Annotated in this window: 17 protein-coding genes; 9 read left to right on the forward strand and 8 right to left on the reverse strand. The window is 55.9% G+C overall.

Translation table 11 applies throughout. From position 1 onward, the window contains the following. Window positions 1-7: 7 nt before the first annotated feature. Window positions 8-1,465, reverse strand: coding sequence for a PTS cellobiose/arbutin/salicin transporter subunit IIBC (ascF, locus tag GV764_RS17265; protein ID WP_161661183.1), 1,458 nt, complete (start codon window positions 1,463-1,465; stop codon window positions 8-10). A gap of 333 nt (window positions 1,466-1,798) precedes the next feature. Here ascF and GV764_RS17270 point away from each other — a divergent pair, with 333 nt between their 5' ends. Continuing rightward, window positions 1,799-2,815 carry a LacI family DNA-binding transcriptional regulator gene (locus tag GV764_RS17270; RefSeq protein ID WP_161661184.1) on the forward strand — a complete coding sequence of 339 codons (1,017 nt, stop codon included), beginning with the start codon at window positions 1,799-1,801 and terminating at the stop codon, window positions 2,813-2,815. Between the two features lie 30 nt (window positions 2,816-2,845). Here GV764_RS17270 and exaC read toward each other — a convergent pair whose 3' ends face one another. Then, window positions 2,846-4,366: an acetaldehyde dehydrogenase ExaC gene (gene exaC / locus GV764_RS17275; protein ID WP_161661185.1), complete on the reverse strand. Its 1,521-nt coding sequence runs from the start codon at window positions 4,364-4,366 to the stop codon at window positions 2,846-2,848. Between the two features lie 229 nt (window positions 4,367-4,595). Between exaC and GV764_RS17280 the strand changes: the two genes are divergently transcribed. After that, entirely contained in the window at window positions 4,596-6,353 is a 1,758-nt protein-coding gene (locus GV764_RS17280) for a sigma-54-dependent Fis family transcriptional regulator (RefSeq protein WP_161661186.1), read from the forward strand. On the opposite strand, the gene GV764_RS17285 is transcribed toward GV764_RS17280, so the two are convergent. Further along, window positions 6,350-6,739, reverse strand: a complete 390-nt coding sequence (locus tag GV764_RS17285; protein ID WP_161661187.1) for a rhodanese-like domain-containing protein — start codon at window positions 6,737-6,739, stop codon at window positions 6,350-6,352. The two genes, GV764_RS17280 and GV764_RS17285, sit on opposite strands and share 4 nt — an antisense overlap. A gap of 93 nt (window positions 6,740-6,832) precedes the next feature. Between GV764_RS17285 and ftrA the strand changes: the two genes are divergently transcribed. Together ftrA and mgtS are read left to right on the forward strand one after the other, a co-directional pair. Then, on the forward strand, window positions 6,833-7,798 hold the full coding sequence (gene ftrA, locus GV764_RS17290; RefSeq protein ID WP_236651895.1) for a transcriptional regulator FtrA: 966 nt from the start codon (window positions 6,833-6,835) through the stop codon (window positions 7,796-7,798). A gap of 125 nt (window positions 7,799-7,923) precedes the next feature. Then, on the forward strand, window positions 7,924-8,019 hold the full coding sequence (gene mgtS, locus GV764_RS17295) for a protein MgtS (RefSeq protein WP_000901367.1): 96 nt from the start codon (window positions 7,924-7,926) through the stop codon (window positions 8,017-8,019). A 244-nt stretch (window positions 8,020-8,263) separates the two neighbouring features. On the opposite strand, the gene GV764_RS17300 is transcribed toward mgtS, so the two are convergent. Next, window positions 8,264-8,599: a GlpM family protein gene (locus tag GV764_RS17300; protein WP_161661189.1), complete on the reverse strand. Its 336-nt coding sequence runs from the start codon at window positions 8,597-8,599 to the stop codon at window positions 8,264-8,266. Between the two features lie 150 nt (window positions 8,600-8,749). On the opposite strand from GV764_RS17300, the gene GV764_RS17305 reads away from it, so the two are divergent. Next, window positions 8,750-9,022 carry a hypothetical protein gene (locus tag GV764_RS17305; protein ID WP_161661190.1) on the forward strand — a complete coding sequence of 91 codons (273 nt, stop codon included), beginning with the start codon at window positions 8,750-8,752 and terminating at the stop codon, window positions 9,020-9,022. On the opposite strand, the gene GV764_RS17310 is transcribed toward GV764_RS17305, so the two are convergent. Further along, the gene (locus tag GV764_RS17310; protein WP_161661191.1) at window positions 9,019-9,198 is read right to left on the reverse strand and encodes a hypothetical protein; all 180 of its coding nucleotides are present in this window, start codon (window positions 9,196-9,198) and stop codon (window positions 9,019-9,021) included. The two genes, GV764_RS17305 and GV764_RS17310, sit on opposite strands and share 4 nt — an antisense overlap. Before the next feature lie 114 nt (window positions 9,199-9,312). Further along, the gene (lpxP, locus tag GV764_RS17315) at window positions 9,313-10,233 is read right to left on the reverse strand and encodes a kdo(2)-lipid IV(A) palmitoleoyltransferase (protein ID WP_161661192.1); all 921 of its coding nucleotides are present in this window, start codon (window positions 10,231-10,233) and stop codon (window positions 9,313-9,315) included. Window positions 10,234-10,849: 616 nt separating this feature from the next. Between lpxP and GV764_RS17320 the strand changes: the two genes are divergently transcribed. Next, window positions 10,850-11,689 (forward strand): MerR family transcriptional regulator, encoded by an 840-nt coding sequence (locus GV764_RS17320; protein WP_161661193.1) that lies wholly within the window; start codon window positions 10,850-10,852, stop codon window positions 11,687-11,689. 40 nt (window positions 11,690-11,729) lie between these two features. Here the strand turns inward: GV764_RS17320 and dcp are convergent, their stop codons facing one another. Continuing rightward, a complete protein-coding gene (gene dcp / locus GV764_RS17325; protein WP_161661194.1) occupies window positions 11,730-13,790 on the reverse strand; it encodes a peptidyl-dipeptidase Dcp in 2,061 nt (686 codons plus the stop codon). Between the two features lie 150 nt (window positions 13,791-13,940). Here dcp and ydfG point away from each other — a divergent pair, with 150 nt between their 5' ends. From ydfG to ydfZ, 3 genes are all read left to right on the forward strand, one after another. Beyond that, on the forward strand, window positions 13,941-14,690 hold the full coding sequence (gene ydfG, locus GV764_RS17330) for a bifunctional NADP-dependent 3-hydroxy acid dehydrogenase/3-hydroxypropionate dehydrogenase YdfG (protein WP_161661195.1): 750 nt from the start codon (window positions 13,941-13,943) through the stop codon (window positions 14,688-14,690). Window positions 14,691-14,772: 82 nt separating this feature from the next. Then, window positions 14,773-15,462 (forward strand): GntR family transcriptional regulator, encoded by a 690-nt coding sequence (locus tag GV764_RS17335; protein ID WP_161661196.1) that lies wholly within the window; start codon window positions 14,773-14,775, stop codon window positions 15,460-15,462. A gap of 114 nt (window positions 15,463-15,576) precedes the next feature. After that, the gene (ydfZ, locus tag GV764_RS17340) at window positions 15,577-15,780 is read left to right on the forward strand and encodes a putative selenium delivery protein YdfZ (protein ID WP_161661197.1); all 204 of its coding nucleotides are present in this window, start codon (window positions 15,577-15,579) and stop codon (window positions 15,778-15,780) included. Between the two features lie 40 nt (window positions 15,781-15,820). On the opposite strand, the gene GV764_RS17345 is transcribed toward ydfZ, so the two are convergent. After that, window positions 15,821-17,272, reverse strand: a complete 1,452-nt coding sequence (locus tag GV764_RS17345; protein WP_161661198.1) for a mannitol dehydrogenase family protein — start codon at window positions 17,270-17,272, stop codon at window positions 15,821-15,823. Window positions 17,273-17,279 lie beyond the last annotated feature (7 nt).

A 17,279-nucleotide genomic window follows, 5' to 3' on the forward strand; every position in this document is an offset into this window, starting at 1 on the left:
CCCTGAATTAATTAACTTTTACTGCCGGTTCAATCTGTGGATTGGCAGACGCGGGTTGCTCAGCGTCCGCCGACTTTTCAACCGGGATATCTTCGAAGCCCAGCAGCAGCGTCACGAAGAACGAGATCACCACCGACAGGATCATCACGCCGACTACCCATGCAATGCTCATGGGATTCGTCGGGTCAAAGAACTGGACGCTGGTGAACAGCCCTGGCGACGCCATTGAGTGGCTGGCCAGCCCGCCGATACCCGCCACCGCGCCGCAGATAAAACCGGTGATCAGGCAGGCGATCAACGGACGCTTGAGACGCAGCGCCACGCCGTACAGCGCCGGTTCGGAGATCCCGGCGACGATAGCGGACGCCGCCGCAGCCAGCGCCGTCTGGCGCAGTTCCGGGTTTTTGGTACGCCAGGCCACCGCCAGCGACGAGCCGCCCAGCGACAGATTGGCACCGATTTCCGACGGCATGACCATGCCCTCTTTGCCGGTTTCGGCGATGGTCTGAATAATGGTGGGGGTAAACACGCGGTGCATCCCGGTCATCACCAGCAGCGGCCAGATAGCGCCCATAATCGCCACCGACAGCCAGCCCAGGTGGCTGTGAATGGTGTACACCAGTTTAGAAATCCCGCTGCCGATCCAGATGCCCACCGGGCCGATAAACATGATTGCGATCGGCGCGGCGATCAGCACAATCAGCATCGGTTTAAGGAAGTTTTTGGTGACCGCCGGGGTGATCCTGTCTACCCAGCGTTCGATGTACGACAGGATCCAGGTCATGCACAGCGCCGGGATCACGGTGTAGGTGTATTTCACCGCCGTGACCGTCAGGCCCATAAATTCAATATGCTGGCCCTGGGCGGCTTTCGCCATTAAGTCGATAAAGTTCGGGTGTACCAGCACGCCCGCGATAGCAATCGCCAGCGACATGTTGGTTTTGAATTTCAGTGCCGCCGAAGCCGCCACCATGATCGGCAGGAAGAAGAACGCGCCGTCGCCGATGGTGTTAAGAATAATCAGCGTTGACGAGCCCTTTTCGAACACGCCGGTCATGTCGAGGATCATCGCCAGCAGTTTCAGCATTGAGCCGCCGATAATCGCCGGGATTAACGGCGACATGGTCCCGATCAGCGCATCGAGAATGCCCGCGCCGATGCGCCGCAGGGTAAGTTTATTTTTCCGCGGCAGTGGTTTGTGCGCCACTGCGCCTTCCGGCAGCAGTTTCAGCACGTCGGCGTAGGCCTGAGACACGGTGTTGCCGATGATCACCTGGCACTGGGTATCGTTATTCACGACCCCCATCACGCCGCTGATGCTTTTCAGTTTCGCGATGTCCGCCGCGCTATTGTCTTTCAGCACGAAGCGCAGACGGGTCATGCAGTGCGTCACCGACGCGATGTTGTCCGCACCGCCAATGGCATCCACTATCGAGCGGGATACTGCTGCATAATTTTTTGACATGACTGATTCTCGCGTAATGCCCTGCCGTTTTTTATCGCCGTGCTTGTTGGCCGACAAAATCAGCGCGTTTATCCGGGTAAGGCCATTACTTTCATAGGGTTAGATAGTAACTTCATGAAAAGCCGTTTTCGGTGAAACAGCATAGGTAACCGGTTCCACATAAGGGTGGTTAAATCAGGTATTGTTTTCAACACAAAATTAAAAACGATGTTGAATCTGTGATTCAGATCGCCAAAAGCCCCTCACCGTTACCCTTCATCCGCGAAAACTGCCGCTGCCATCCGGTGAAAACTGTGTAGAATGACGGGCGTACTTACCGTCCGGGAACGATTCATGTCGACAATGCAGGAAGTGGCAAAAAAAGCGGGTGTATCAAAGGCGACGGTGTCGCGGGTACTCTCCGGCAAGGGCTATACCAGCGAAGAGACCAAAGAGCGGGTATACAAAGCGATTGAAGAAACCGGCTATCGCCCTAACCTGCTGGCGCGCAATCTGGCGACCAGTAAATCGCAATGCATCGGCCTGGTAGTGACCAACACCCTGTATACCGGCAGCTACTTTAGCGAACTGCTCTCCCAGGCGGCGAAAAGGCTCGAAGCCAACGGGCGGCAACTGATTCTGGTGGATGGTAAGCACAGCGCCGAAGAAGAAAAAGCCGCCATTGATTTCCTGCTCGACCTGCGTTGCGACGCCATCATCATCTACCCGCGTTTCCTCAACGTTGACGAGATGGACGCCATCGTTGAAAAGCACAAGCAGCCGATTATGGTGATGAACCGTAAGCTGCGTAAGCATCACAGCCACTGCATCTGCTGCGACCACCACGGCGCGAGTTTTATGGCGACGACGCATCTGATTGATCGCGGGCATCGTGATATCGCATTTATTACCGGCTCGATGGACTCCCCGACGGCAATTGACCGTCTGGCGGGTTATAAAGCGGCGCTGACCGCCAGCGGGCTGCCGGTGCGCGAGGCGCTCATCGCCTATGGCAAATGGTCCCCGGCCAGCGGCGCGGAAGCGGCGGAGACATTGCTGGGCGCAGGGTTACCTTTCAGCGGGCTGGTGGTCAGTAACGATGATATGGCGATTGGCGCAATGAAAACCCTTAACGCTGCCGGGCTGACGGTGCCGGGGGATGTCTCGATTATCGGCTTCGATAACATTGCCACCGCGCCGTTCTTGCAGCCTGCGCTGTCGAGCATCAAAGATCCGGTCAGCGAGATGATCAATGAAGTGATTGAGCGGCTGATGTCGATGCTGGACGGCGGTTATCTGTCGACCAAAAGTCTGTTTTCTTCGCAGCTACTGGCGCGCGATTCGGTGCAGGACGGGCCTTTCAAAATATAAGTGCGCAGGCGAACCTGCGCACGTGTTCGGTTAGTACAACCCCATCGGCTTATTATCAAAACTCACCAGGATGTTCTTCACCTGCTGGTAATTATTGAGCGCCATTTTGTGGGTTTCACGGCCAATACCGGAGTTTTTGTAGCCGCCAAACGCCGCATGCGCCGGGTACAGGTGGTAGCAGTTGGTCCAGACGCGGCCCGCCTTAATCGCCCGCCCCATACGCCATGCGCGGTTGATGTCACGGGTCCACACGCCTGCGCCGAGGCCATACTGGGTATCGTTCGCCAGCGCGATGGCTTCCGCTTCATCCTTAAAGGTGGTGATGCCGATCACCGGCCCGAAGATCTCTTCCTGGAAGCTGCGCATCTGGTTGTTGCCTTTGATCAGCGTCGGCTGGATGTAATATCCGGTCTCCAGCGCGTCGCCGTGCCCGACGCGCTCACCGCCGGTCAGGATTTCACCGCCTTCTTCACGGGCAATCGAGATCCAGGACAGGATCTTGTCGTACTGCTCTTCCGATGCCTGCGCGCCAATCATGGTGTCGGTATCAAACGGGTCGCCTTTGCGGATGGTTTCCATTTTGGCGAGCACTTTTTCGATAAACTGCGGGTAGATTGATTCCTGAATCAGCGCGCGTGACGGGCAGGTACAGACTTCACCCTGGTTAAAGAAGCCCAGCACCACCCCTTCTACCGCTTTATCGATGAAATCCTGGTCGCCGTTCATCACGTCTTCAAAGTAGATGTTTGGCGATTTGCCGCCCAGTTCGACGGTGCTCGGGATGATGTTTTCGGCGGCGCAGGAAAGAATATGGCGGCCAATCGGCGTCGAGCCGGTAAAGGCGATTTTCTCGATGCGTTTACTGCGCGCCAGCGCTTCGCCCGCTTCCTCACCAAAACCGTGCACCACGTTGACCACCCCTTCCGGCAGCAGATCGCCAATGGTTTCCATCAGTACGCAGATGCTCAGCGGCGTCTGTTCAGCCGGTTTCAGTACCACGCAGTTGCCTGCCGCCAGCGCCGGGGCCAGTTTCCAGGCCGCCATCAGGATCGGGAAGTTCCACGGAATAATCTGGCCGACCACGCCCAGCGGTTCGTAGATGTGATACGCCACGGTGGTGTTGTCGATTTCCGCCGCGGTGCCTTCCTGGGCGCGAATACAGCCTGCGAAATAGCGGAAATGATCCACCGCCAGCGGCAGGTCCGCGCCTAAGGTTTCGCGAATCGGTTTGCCGTTATCCCAGCTTTCGGTCAGGGCCAGTTTTTCCAGGTTCTCTTCAATACGGTCGGCGATCGCCAGCAGCACGTTCGAACGCGCCTGAACGCTGGTTTTACCCCACGCCTCTGCGGCGGCATGGGCGGCGTCAAGCGCCCGCTCAATGTCCTGCGCGTCGGAGCGCGGGAATTCCGCCACCACTTTGCCCGTTACCGGCGTGGTATCAGAAAAATAGTTGCCTGCAACCGGCTCAACAAATTTACCGCCAATATAGTTGCCGTAACGCTCACGGAAAGTGACTTTTGCGCCTGGCTGGTCAGGATGGGCATATTTCATTGTAATGTCCTCTGATTATGATGGTGTAGGGTAAGGCCCATGTTCATAAGCAGTTCTTATGCCAGTTTTTACGCCGCCGCGTTTAAAATATTTATTGCTTTAAATTCAATATATTAAAACCACCGATGTCGCACAGTGTTTCCCCCTGTCGCGGAATTGTGTCGCGCATCGCAACAGATGCGACACTTTGATGCTACATATATGCAACACTCACGACACGGAGAGGATAATGCCACGCAGAATCGGATCACATCATGTCAACGTCAGCGCCACTCGCCTGGTGCTCCCCGGTCTGGTTAGCGAGTCCTGGCAGCGTTCCGAGCGTCTGGGCCTGCGGCGGGACGACGAAGCGGCCCCGGTGCTTCCACTTGCCGATCTGAAAAATGCTCGTGAGCAAAACCCGTGGATATCTCGCCTGGTGCAACCGCAGCTCAGCACCCTGCTGCCATCCCTCAAAAACAGCCCGTCGATTATTGTGATGTCCGATGCGCAAGGTCTGGTGCTGGACACCCTCGGCAATCAGGATTTCCTGCACAAAGCCCAGCGCTTCGCCCTGTTGCCCGGCAGTTTATGGGGCGAACAGGCGCGCGGCACTAACGCCATTGGCACCGCGCTGGCCATCGGTGATTTCTGCGAAGTGGCGGGCGAACAGCATTTCCTCAATCACAACGCCGGCCTGTACTGCGCCGCCACGCCGGTTTACGGCCCTGACGGAAAAATCGCCGGCGTGCTGGATTTATCGACCCCGGCGACGCATCCCGGCCGTGACGCCGTTATGCTTATCCGCCGCGCCGTGGCGAATATCGAGCACGACTGGGCCTGCAATATGCTCAACAAAGACCGTTGGCTGCTGCGTTTGCATGCGGAGCACGATCCGGAAAACGAGATGATTATGGTGTTTGGCGATGAGGTGTTACTCGGCGCCAACCGGCGGGCGATGCAGGAGTTTAACCTGACCCCGGCCAGTATCGGCAGCGTGGCATGGCGTTCGTTATTTACCCACCGGCCCGACCGGCACGCCGCGCCAGTAGACGCATTAAACCAGCGCCGCTACCTGGCGCGCCAGCAAACCCATCACAACGCACGCGTCACCGTGCCGCCGATGCAGGCGCCGGTCCACCCGCAGGCGTTGCGGCTGCTGAATGCGGGCATTGCGCTGTGCATCACCGGAGAAACCGGCAGCGGCAAAGAGCATCTGTGCCGCGCCCTGCATCAGCAAAGCCACTGGCGCAGCGGGCCGTTCGTCGCCATTAACTGCGCCGCCGTGCCGGAAAACCTGATCGAGTCCGAGCTGTTTGGTTATGTGCCCGGCGCGTTTACCGGCGCGAACCCCAAGGGCTACGAAGGCAAACTGCGTGAAGCCAATAACGGCGTGCTGTTTCTCGATGAGATCGGGGATATGCCGCTGGCGATGCAAACCCGCCTGCTGCGGGTGCTACAGGAAAAATGCGTCACGCCGCTGGGCGGCAATGGCCGCCATAATGTTAATTTCGCGCTGGTATGCGCAACCCACCGCGATCTGCAACAGTGCGTGGAGCAAGGCAGCTTTCGTGAAGATTTGCTGTACCGAATCCAGGAGTTTCAGCTGCGGCTGCCGCCGCTGCGTGAGAAGCCCGATCTTGCCGCGTTTATCCTTACGCTCTGGGAGCAGTTGGGTGGCGTCAAGCGGCAAATCGCCTTATCGGATAACCTGCTCCACACCCTTTCCCGCCTGCCCTGGCCGGGCAACGTCCGCCAGCTGCTGAGTTTCCTGAAAGTGCTGCTGGCGCTGTATGATGACGGCGATGTCATTGAAGAAGATACCCTGCCGGAAGGCGTGGTATGCCCTGGATTACGGGCTGCGCCCGCGCTCACCGCCGTCCCGCCGCCGCCGGATGAACTGGCGGCGCTGCGTGAAGCCAACGGCAATATGGCCCAGGCCGCCCGCCAGTTGGGGATTTCGCGCAGCACGCTGTATCGCCGGTTAGAGCGGCGCAGCGTCAGTTAAGCGAACGGCAATGCTTCATCCGCCCATCCGGTGATGCCGCCAGGCATGACCTTCACATAGCGCCCCATTCCGGCGAGTTTTAACGCCGCCCGATCCGCCCCATTGCAGTGCGGCCCGGCGCAATACACCACAAACAGCGTGTCCTGCGGCCATTCATCCATCCTCGCGGGCGTCATGTCCCGGTGGGGTAAAAAGATCGCGCCCGGCACATGGCGGCGATGAAAGGTCGTTTCGTTTCCCACCACATGCAATAAAACAAAATCCTGCTGGCCGTCGCGAATGGCGGCGTAAACATCGGCGCAGTCGGTCTCGAAGGCTAAACGCTGTTGATAGTGGGCAACCACCTGTTGCGGCTGGGCGGGCGGAAATTCAGTAACATAGCTCATTGGTGTGACTCCTGTTTTGTGTTAACAATACTCTAACGTTCACCCCGCCAGATGGCTGCGCTCAGACGTGACAGAAATCGCCAGGATCATGACATGATGAAACCCTCCCTCTCCCGTCCGCTGGTGGTTGCGCTGGCTTATGACGGTTTATGTACCTTTGAATTCGGCGTCGCGGTAGAAGTTTTTGGCCTGCCGCGTCCGGAGCTTGGGGAAAACTGGTATCGCTTCGCCGTTGCGTCCGTCGATGACGGCGAACTGCGCGCCACGGGCGGCGTTCGGTTGGTGGCGGATGGCGATTTATCGTTAATCGCCGAGGCTGGTACGGTGATGGTGCCGGGCTGGCGCGGCGTGGATGAACCGGTTCCCGAGGCGTTGTGCGCACAGCTACGCGCCGCGCATGAGCGGGGTTGTCGAATGATGTCGATTTGCTCCGGCGTGTTTGTGCTGGCGGCTGCCGGGTTACTGGATGGCCGCCAGGCAACCACCCACTGGCGCTATCTTGACGCGCTCCAGCAGCGCTATCCGGCAATTGATGTGGTCCCCGATGTGCTGTACGTCGATGAAGGCAATGTCCTGACCTCCGCAGGCAGCGCGGCTGGCATCGATTTATGCCTGCACCTGGTGCGGCGTGATTTCGGCCAGGAAACGGCGAACAGCGTGGCGCGGCGTTTGGTGGTGCAACCCCACCGCGACGGCGCGCAGTCGCAAAGTGTCGTCCGTCCCGTGCCGGTCGCGCGGGAGAGCAAGCGGCTGGGATTACTGTTTGATTATCTGCACCAGCAACTGGCGGAAAGCCATACCGTGGCGTCGCTGGCCAGCCGTGCCGGCATGAGCCCACGCACCTTCCTGCGCCGTTTCCAGGACGCCACCGGCACCACGCCTGCGCGTTGGCTGCTTAATGAAAGGCTGGTGCGCGCCAGAACGATGCTGGAAAAAACCCGGCTGTCGCTGGACCACATCGCCGCGCAGGTCGGGTTCGGCAGCGCCAGCACGCTGCGCTATCACTTTCAGCAACACTTTTCCGTTTCGCCTGCAGCTTATCGTAAAAGTTTTACCTGATCGTCGCGTTATCTTCACACAGTTCTGCTTTTGTTTAGGTTGGGTGCGGTATTCTCTCTGCACTCGGTTGAGGTTCTTTTTTTAAACAAAGTGAGGTTTTATCAGCAAATAAATGGAGGTCCACCATGCTTGGCAATATGAATGTTTTTATGGCAGTACTGGGTATTATTCTTTTTTCCGGTTTTCTTGCCGCCTATTTCAGCCACAAATGGGATGACTAATGAACGGAGATAGTCCCTTCCAGAGAAAGGCCCCTCGTTGGTACGCACACCGGGGGGCCTTTTGATTTTTATGGTTTGGACAGGCAAAAAAAAACCGCCAGAGCCCTGACGGTTAAATGCTTGCATGGATAGTTCTTTGAAATTCGTAGTCTGCGCGCAGTTCTCAATGGCAGAGAGAACGCCGGAATACCCTTTGAACTTATCAGTCGATGGTTCAACGGCGAGTAAACGAAGCGCGTGAAAATCAGTGAAAACGCGTCCAGCACAGGATCAGCAACCAGGCGCTGAGACTCCAGCAGCCGACCGCCGCAACGAGCGCGAACGGCACCCGCATCATGCCGGTGAAATACCACAGCGAGGCAAGATAGATAAAATAAGGAATAATCGACCACATGCCGAAAATAATGGTGGTGCGTAATGCTTCGACACCGCGTTCGGTGGCTACAATATAGTGTGCAATCAGCGCGAAGGTGGGGAATAACGGAATAAGCCCGGCGATATAATAATTTTTCGTCCGCGACAGGATCGCAATCAATACCACAATCAGCGCGCCCAGCGCCGCCTTAATCAGTAGGCCCATTTTCCCTCCCCTAACGTCACCCGGCAGCATACGCAGCGAAGCGAAGCCAGAGCAACCTTTAACGGATGAAAATTTTTCAGGCCGGCAACGGCGTTTATCGTTGCCTTATCTATAGTTATCAGATAACTCCACACGGCAAGGACATGCGCTATGCGAATTTCAAAAAGTCATCTGCGGACCATTCTGAACAAGCTGGAAGACCTGTATCCGCTCCCCATGGTTGCGGAGGACTATGCCGATCTGGCGGCATCGCTGGGGGATGAAATGACCCTCGACGGGCATCTGCTGTATCTACAGGAGAAAGGGTTTATTCACATTACCATGAACTACAATATTGCCCAGCGCGCCTGGCGTATTAATTCGCCGGAAACCCGCATCAGCGCCGAGGGGCTGGATTATCTGGAGGATCAGCGCAGCATTTAGCTGTACGGGTTGAGCGGCGCCATGGTCAGGCTGTAGTAGTCGCGCAGCGCACGTTCAAGGCCCTGACGCGTCATGGTGATGTGGGTGCGCTGGCCGGGGCGCGTCAGGCGATACTCTTTATCTTTCGTGACAATGGTGACCCGATACCAATCGCCACGATAATAAATCCAGTTCATATGATGTATCTTACGTATAGACAGTGCGCTATGTATAGCAGTCATTGCTCGGTAAAACCGAGATATGGCGGGTAAAATAGCCACAACGCTTTTGTGCTATTCGCGCGCAACGCGCTATACGTACAGCGACACTTCACCGGCAGGACGTGTTTTAAAGCGGCGATGCACCCAGAGATACTGTTCCGGGGCACGCAGGATTTCATGCTCAATAATCTGGTTGGTAAACGCCGCCGCTTCAGCTTCGTTGGTGGGATAGTTTTCGATTTCCGGCGAAATATACAGACGATAGCCGCTGTTATCAGCCCTGCGTACCATGGTGACCGTCAACAACGCCGAACGCGATAAACGTGACAGCACAAAGGTGTCGTTGGTGGTGGCAACATTTTTCACGGCAAAAAACGGTGCGAAGCTACTGCCTTTGATGCCGTAGTCCTGGTCTGGCGCAAACCAGACTGACTCACCTTTCCTCAGCGCACTGACCATACCCTTCAGATTGCGACGATCGATCATCGCCTTGTTAGACCGCATTCGCCCTTTGGTCTGCACCCATTCCATCATCGCATTGTTATGTGGCCGGTAGGTTGCCATCATCGGCTGACAGATGCCCATGATTCGCCCGCCCAGTTCCAGCGACATAAAGTGTACCCCGACAACCATCACGCCACGCTGCTGTGCGGCGGCGCGCTGCAGATTTTCCATGCCTTCTACATCAAAATATTTACGCACCCGACGATCGGACCAAAACCACGCCATGCCGGTTTCCAGCAGGGCCATACCTAACGATTTAAAATTTTCCGTCACCAGACGTTCTGTATCTGCGGGCGTGTTGTTGGGAAAACAGAGCTGAATATTTTTACGGGCAATGGCTTCGCGGCGCTTTAAAAAGGGTCGCGATAATCTGCCTGCATTGAAACCAATGGCCCGGATGAGGGGAAACGGGAGTTGAACCAGCAGCCATAAACAGCCGAGTCCAAACCACGTCAGCCAGTATTTCGGTTGCAAAAATTGGTTTTTAAAACCTGAAAGCTTAAACATAGAGAACCTTAAGCGAGCCTTCGGAAAGGCCGCCATTCAAAAGTAATTTTTACGCTGCTTGCTTAGGCACTGTTGTGACAAATAATTCATTTTTTAATGTCAATTTCAGACAAAACAGCGGGGAAATATGTTACAGAAGATATCTTTATTAAAATCAATTAATTATAAAATCAACATGGCTAAGCCATTCATTTCAGACGAATGATTGAATCTCTTTTCAGGAAATTTACGCTGAGAACGAGAGTATATTCTTTTGCCCTTTTTATATCCATTTCATCAAGTTTAAAAATATTCTTAATTGTGAGGAATTTTCTGGCGTTTATTTTTTAGGCTTTTTAATCCTGAAAGCTTAATAAAACTTAAGCTGATCATTTCTGGCGTAGATAGCCTCTCACTGCCCGATCAAAATGGTTGATCGCGTCATCACTCGTATGTTTCGAGTGAAGAGCGCTTAACAAAAATCAAAACCTGCCTGACTACAACACTTTAATACGCATATTTACCTCGCTTTACTCGAAAAGAACGTATACTCATTAATTCGCATTTTGTTAACAACCTGCTGACAAAATGTTTTTAGGGAATTTTCTCCCCTTCAACATGCCACATGGAGCCTGACATGGGCCGATTTTCGATAGACATACTCGCTTCTCAGTGCGGAGTGACCACACAAAATTTACGCTCGTGGCAGCGTTATGGTCTTATCAGGGCTTTTAAAGATGAAAAGGGTCACCGCTATTACGATTTTTCCCATATCAGCCAGGTCAATCTCATTGTGCAGTGGATTGGCAAAGGCGTGCCGCTGCGCAACATTCAGGCACTGATGATGGGCGAAGAGATCCGCAAGAATTCCGGCTGGTTCGCTTACCAGGAACAACTGTATGCCCTGTGCGAAGCGGGTAATCTCAGCAAGCTGCGCGGTTTTATCTGGAAGATCGCCCGCGAAGTGCCACCTCACGTCTTCATTGATGAGTTTATCCGGCCGTTCCGGCTGTGGATTACCGCAGGCCGTCAACCGGGACTGGAAATCAGCCGCGTGAGACTGGATACGGCCCTGATCGAATACGCCACCTTTGCAGTGAGCAGTATGCGTAAACGTGCGGGTGGGTCGATGCTGATTTTAGGCACCAATTTTAACGATACGGTAGAGTTATGGCTGGAAGCCATCCGCTATGCCGGAGAGGGCTTCCAGGTGGAAGTGTTAGCGGGTGTGGTTTCCCAGCCGGATCTCAGCCGCGAGCCCTACGACCATATTCTGGTCTGGGCGGAACGCCCTCTTAACGCCGCGCAGAAAGCGCGCCATACCGCCTGGCTTGAACAGGGCGTGCCGGTGGCCATAACCGGGCCAGGAGTGCGTCCGAAGATGAAGAAAGCCAGTCTGGATGTGGATCTCAGGCTTAAGGCTCCTCCTGCCGCCAACCAGAATCCGCCGGATAGTCTCGATATCCAGACCGCCTGAAGTGCAAAAGCTACCGATAAAGGTAGCTTTATCACTGTGTTTATTCGCTGGAATTCAACGTCGACAGCCCGCGGTTTTTCAGCATGGGTTCTGTTTCGGGATTGTGCCCGCGCCAGTCCCGGTATAGCGCTTCTAAATCACAGCTGTTACCCCGTGATAAAATGGCGTCACGGAAACGCTGGCCGTTTTCGGCGGTTAATCCACCCTGTTCGATAAACCACTGATAACCATCATCCGCCAGCATTTGGGTCCACAGGTAGGCGTAATACCCTGCCGCATAGCCGCCGCCAAAGATATGCGCGAAATAGCTGCTGCGATAGCGCGGCGGAACGGCTTCCATCAACACCTTTTCCCGCGCCAGCGTCTGGCGCTCAAAGTCCGTCACGCTCTCCAGCGGCTCATCAACCTGGCGGGTGTGCCAGTTCATATCCAGCAACGCCGCCGCCAGCAACTCGGTCATGTCATAACCCTTATTAAACTGCGCGGCGCGGAACAGGCTTTGTTTAAGCGCATCGGGCATCGGTTCGCCATGCTGGTAATGGCGCGCATAGTTGGCGAACACCTCCGGATGACTGGCCCAGTGTTCGTTAATTTGCGACGGGAATTCCACGAAATCGCGCGGCGTATTGGTGCCGGAAAGCGTGGCGAAGCGCTGCTGCGCAAACAAACCATGCAGGGTATGGCCGAACTCATGAAATAACGTGATGACATCGTCCCAGGCGATCAGCGCGGGCTGCCCGTGCGCCGGTTTTTGGTAATTACAGACGTTGTAGATCACCGGCAGATTGCCGAGCAGCGTGGATTGCTCGACAAAATTACCCATCCACGCGCCGCCGCCTTTGCTTTCGCGCGCGAAGAAATCCCCGTAGAACAGCGCCAGCCCGGCACCGTTATTGTCGAAAATTTCCCATACCCGCACGTCCGGGTGATAAACCGGAATGTCGGCGCGCGGCACCAACTTAATGCCGAACAATTTGCTGGCGGCCCAGAAGACGCCGTCGTTCAGCACGCGATCCAGTTCGAAATATTCCCGCAGCTGGTTTTCATCCAGCGCGTATTTCTCATGGCGCACCTGTTCAGCGTAAAATGCCCAGTCCCAGGCCTGGGCCTGAAAACCACCCTGCTGGTGGTCGATACAGGCCTGGATATCCGCCAGCTCCTGCCGCGCTCGCGCCGTTGCAGCCGGAACAATATTGCGCATAAAGCTCAGCGCGGCGTCCGGGGTTTTCGCCATCTGGCTGCTCACGCTCCAGGACGCGTAATTATCAAAGCCCAACAACGCGGCTTTTTGGGCCCGCAGCGTCACCAGTTTTGTGACAATGTCACGTGTGTCGTTAGCGTCGTTCTTTTCTGTACGGTTCCAGCTGGCGTCGAACAGCGCCTTGCGGGTATCACGGTCTTCCAGCGACTGCAGCGCCGGTTGTTGGGTCGTGTTGAGCAACGTCAGCCACCAACGCCCTTCCCGTCCTTTATCTGCCGCAGCCTGAGCCGCCGCCTGAATGTCCGCCTCCGTCAGTCCTTTTAACTGGCTGACATCGCTAATCTCCAGCCCGCCCGATTTCGCCGCCGCCAGGAGGTGCTGGTTAAACTGGCTGGTTAACCGGGCCAGCGACTGGTTGATCGCCTTAAGCGCCTCTTTTTGCTCTGCCTCCAGGGTCGCACCCGCCAGCATAAAATTTTGCCACATCACCTCGATCAGGCGCAGCGCTTCGGCATCCGGGGCCATTTCATGACGCTGCTGATAAACGGCGTCGAGGCGGCTGAACAGCACCGGATTCAGATAAATTTCATCTGCCAGCGCCGCCAGTTCGGCGGAAAACGCTTCATCCAGCTGTTGCAAATAGTCATTGGTATGCGCCGAGGTCATGGCGAAAAAGACATTAACCACGCGGCTGAGCATCTGACCACTGAGCTCCAGCGCCAGACAGGTGTTATCGAAACTGGGGGATTCAACAAATGACGCGATTTCCGCGATCTCCTCGCGTTTTAGCCGCAGCGCTTCGTCAAAAGCTGGACGGTAGTGTTCATCGCGAATTTCATCGAACGGCGGTGCCTGATAAGGCTTGAGGCTGACACTGAAAAAAGGGTTTGATTGCTGCATAACGCACTCCCGCAGGAACTTCAGGCAAAAACCAAGCTTATGCAACCCCTTGCCGGGCCGCAATAATTTCTGCGCGCCGCCGCCCTTACCACAACCCTGATTCGCATGCTAAGGTAATAAACACTTCGAAAAGCGTTGAGGAACAGCGAGATGATTATTCTGGTTACTGGAGCTACCGCCGGATTCGGCGAATGCATTACCCGTCGTTTTATTCAAAATGGTCACAAGGTGATTGCCACCGGGCGTCGCCAGGAACGCTTACAGGAACTGAAAGACGAACTGGGCGACAATCTGTACACCGCCCAGCTGGACGTACGCAACCGCGCCGCTATTGAAGAGATGATCACTCATCTGCCGCAGGAATGGCGCGCGATTGACGTGCTGGTGAACAATGCCGGGCTGGCGCTGGGCATGGAGCCGGCGCACAAAGCCAGCGTTGAAGACTGGGAAAACATGATCGACACCAACAACAAAGGGCTGGTGTATATGACCCGCGCCGTGCTGCCGGGTATGGTGGAACGCAATCGCGGCCATATTATTAATATCGGCTCGACCGCAGGCAACTGGCCTTATGCGGGTGGCAACGTTTACGGCGCGACGAAAGCCTTTGTGCGTCAGTTCAGCCTGAATCTGCGCACTGATCTGCACGGCACCGCGATCCGCGTGACCGATATCGAGCCAGGCCTGGTGGGCGGCACCGAGTTTTCTAATGTACGCTTTAAAGGCGACGATGAGAAAGCCGACAAAACCTACCAGAATGCCAACCCGCTCACGCCGGACGATGTGACCGAAGCGGTGTGGTGGGTCGCCACCCTGCCTGCGCACGTCAACATTAATACGCTGGAAATGATGCCGGTCAGCCAGACCTATGCCGGATTAAGCGTTCATCGCGGGTCCTGATGCTTAGCTGCTGCCCGGTCTCGCGCCGGGTAGCGGATTCGTGGTAGATTGAGTGAGTTACCCGCAAACGAAGCACATACCGATGGCCGTTGAAACCCTGTTAAATCCCACCCAACCTGTTAATCAGCAAATTTACCGTATTTTGCGCAGCGATATTGTTCATTGCTTAATCCCGCCAGGAACCCCGCTGTCGGAAAAAGAAGTTTCGGTACGGTTTGACGTCTCCCGCCAGCCGGTACGCGAAGCCTTTATCAAGCTGGCGGAAAACGGTTTGATCCAGATCCGCCCACAGCGCGGCAGCTATGTGAATAAGATTTCACTGGCGCAGGTGCGCAACGGCTGTTTTGTGCGCCAGGCGATTGAATGTGCGGTAGTGCGCCGCGCGGCCGGGATGATCACCACCGAACAGCTTTATCAGCTTGAACAAAACCTTAATCAGCAGCGCACCGCCATCGAGCGTAAGCAGATTAACGACTTTTTCGAACTCGACGATGCCTTTCATCAGAAACTGGCTGATATCGCCGAATGCCAGCTGGCATGGGATACCATTGAGAATATCAAAGCCACCATTGACCGGGTGCGCTACATGAGCCTCGATCACGTGTCGCCGCCGGAGATGCTGCTGGAACAACACATGAATATTTTCAACGCGCTGGAGAGGCATGATGCGGATGGCGTTGACCTCGCCATGACCCGCCATTTGCAGGAGATCGGCGAGTCGGTTCAGCTCATCAAACAGGAAAATCGCGACTGGTTCAGCGACGACGTCTGAGCGTGACATTCATCACACAAATCCGTTTTTTTTGATCGACATTAAGGTTTTCGCTCCGGTGATTTTTAAAATATTCACCGTCTGAATTTTCATTCTGTTCAGGAGAAAACCACCATGATGACGTATGATCGTAACCGTAACCCTATCACCGAAGGCAGCCGGGTCATGATTAATGGCACCGGCCATACTGGCATTATCCGCGCTATACAGAGTGACGGAATGACCGCTGCCGACGTGCGCCGCCAGCAGACGGTAGAAGTGGAAGGTTATGAAGGTAAAGTTGCGCCGGTTGAATTAATTCGGCTGGGCATGCACTAAGTGGTCGGAATGCCGCCCAGGGCGGCATTCCATATTATCGCTACAACGCTTTTGCGTACTCCGCAACCGCCGCTTTCGCGCCTTTCTCCAGCAGCATCCCATACGCCGCCGTCACGCCGCTAACAAACGCCGGGTTTTGCGGCAAATCGTTACCAAATATCGCCGATAGCTCCAGCAGTGCCTTAACCCGCGCCTCGCCCTGCTCGCTTTGCGCCACTTTTGCCGCGATATCGGCTTTCAGCGGATCGCTAATGTCAATGGTTTCGCCCTGCTCGTCCACGCCATGCACGTAGCGCACCCAGCCTGCCACGCCCAGCGCCAGCAGCGACCAGCTGGAGCCGTTCGCCAGATGCCAGCGGATTGAATCCAGCATCCGCTGCGGCAGTTTCTGGCTGCCGTCCATGGCGATTTGCCAGGTACGGTGCGCCAGCGCGGTGTTCTCATAGCGGGCAATCAGGCTGTCGGCATAGCGGGCTAAATCCACGCCCTTCACCTTAAGCGTCGGGGCCTGTTCGTTCAGCATCAGCGCCCGTGCGGCGGCGCGGAAGTTGGCGTCCTCCATACAGACGTTGATCAGCGGATAACCCGCCAGATAACCCAGATAGGCCAGAAACGAATGGCTACCGTTGAGCATCCGTAACTTCATCTCTTCAAACGGCAGCACGTCATGCACCAGCTCTGCGCCCGCTTTTTCCCATTCCGGGCGACCGGCAACAAAGTTATCTTCAATCACCCACTGCCGGAACGGCTCGCAGGCCACGGCCACCGGATCGTTAACGCCGGTCTGCTCAGCGATGCGTTGCAGGGTTTCTGGGGTGACCGCCGGAACAATACGATCCACCATGGTGGACGGGAACGTCACTTCACTTTCAATCCAGTTTGCCAGCGCGGGATCAATCGCGCGGGCATAGGCCAGCACCACATTACGCGTCACGTGGCCGTTTTCCGGCATATTGTCGCAGGACATGACGCTGAAACCGCGCAGGCCTGCCGCTTTACGGCGCGCCAGGGCGGCCACGATGACGCCCACGGCGGAAACCGGCTGTTGCGGCTGTTTTAAATCCGCAGCGATCAACGGATGCTCAGGCATCAGTTGCCCGGTAGCCGGAGAATGGCAGTAGCCTTTCTCGGTGATGGTCAGCGACACAATCGCGATTTGTGGCTGACACATGACGTCAAGCACCGCGTCCAGGCCATCAACCTGAGCATGCAGCGCCTGGTTAACCACGCCCACGACACGGGTCGTCCAGCCGTCGGCGGACATTTCCGCCACGGTGTATAAGCGGCCCTGCTGATTAAGATCGGCAATTTGCTGTTCACCACCGATCAGATTGACTTCGCAATAACCCCAGTCGCTGCGGTGATCGGTCGCCAGAATATCGGCGTACACCGCCTGGTGGGCGCGGTGAAAAGCGCCGAAGCCGAGGTGGACGCAGCGGGTCACCAGCGTGCTGCGATCGTATTGCGGTGAAGGTAACGTTCTGTTTTCCATGTTTAAC

Source organism: Atlantibacter hermannii (assembly GCF_009907385.1).
Taxonomy (GTDB): Bacteria; Pseudomonadota; Gammaproteobacteria; order Enterobacterales; family Enterobacteriaceae; genus Atlantibacter; species Atlantibacter hermannii_A.

What these genes read in the sequence shown, in the direction of transcription:
- ascF (WP_161661183.1), bottom strand. Translation starts at nt 1,465, where the DNA reads ATGTCAAAAAATTATGCAGCAGTATCCCGCTCGATAGTGGATGCCATT.
- GV764_RS17270 (WP_161661184.1), top strand. Translation starts at nt 1,799, where the DNA reads ATGTCGACAATGCAGGAAGTGGCAAAAAAAGCGGGTGTATCAAAGGCG.
- exaC (WP_161661185.1), bottom strand. Translation starts at nt 4,366, where the DNA reads ATGAAATATGCCCATCCTGACCAGCCAGGCGCAAAAGTCACTTTCCGT.
- GV764_RS17280 (WP_161661186.1), top strand. Translation starts at nt 4,596, where the DNA reads ATGCCACGCAGAATCGGATCACATCATGTCAACGTCAGCGCCACTCGC.
- GV764_RS17285 (WP_161661187.1), bottom strand. Translation starts at nt 6,739, where the DNA reads ATGAGCTATGTTACTGAATTTCCGCCCGCCCAGCCGCAACAGGTGGTT.
- ftrA (WP_236651895.1), top strand. Translation starts at nt 6,833, where the DNA reads ATGATGAAACCCTCCCTCTCCCGTCCGCTGGTGGTTGCGCTGGCTTAT.
- mgtS (WP_000901367.1), top strand. Translation starts at nt 7,924, where the DNA reads ATGCTTGGCAATATGAATGTTTTTATGGCAGTACTGGGTATTATTCTT.
- GV764_RS17300 (WP_161661189.1), bottom strand. Translation starts at nt 8,599, where the DNA reads ATGGGCCTACTGATTAAGGCGGCGCTGGGCGCGCTGATTGTGGTATTG.
- GV764_RS17305 (WP_161661190.1), top strand. Translation starts at nt 8,750, where the DNA reads ATGCGAATTTCAAAAAGTCATCTGCGGACCATTCTGAACAAGCTGGAA.
- GV764_RS17310 (WP_161661191.1), bottom strand. Translation starts at nt 9,198, where the DNA reads ATGAACTGGATTTATTATCGTGGCGATTGGTATCGGGTCACCATTGTC.
- lpxP (WP_161661192.1), bottom strand. Translation starts at nt 10,233, where the DNA reads ATGTTTAAGCTTTCAGGTTTTAAAAACCAATTTTTGCAACCGAAATAC.
- GV764_RS17320 (WP_161661193.1), top strand. Translation starts at nt 10,850, where the DNA reads ATGGGCCGATTTTCGATAGACATACTCGCTTCTCAGTGCGGAGTGACC.
- dcp (WP_161661194.1), bottom strand. Translation starts at nt 13,790, where the DNA reads ATGCAGCAATCAAACCCTTTTTTCAGTGTCAGCCTCAAGCCTTATCAG.
- ydfG (WP_161661195.1), top strand. Translation starts at nt 13,941, where the DNA reads ATGATTATTCTGGTTACTGGAGCTACCGCCGGATTCGGCGAATGCATT.
- GV764_RS17335 (WP_161661196.1), top strand. Translation starts at nt 14,773, where the DNA reads ATGGCCGTTGAAACCCTGTTAAATCCCACCCAACCTGTTAATCAGCAA.
- ydfZ (WP_161661197.1), top strand. Translation starts at nt 15,577, where the DNA reads ATGATGACGTATGATCGTAACCGTAACCCTATCACCGAAGGCAGCCGG.
- GV764_RS17345 (WP_161661198.1), bottom strand. Translation starts at nt 17,272, where the DNA reads ATGGAAAACAGAACGTTACCTTCACCGCAATACGATCGCAGCACGCTG.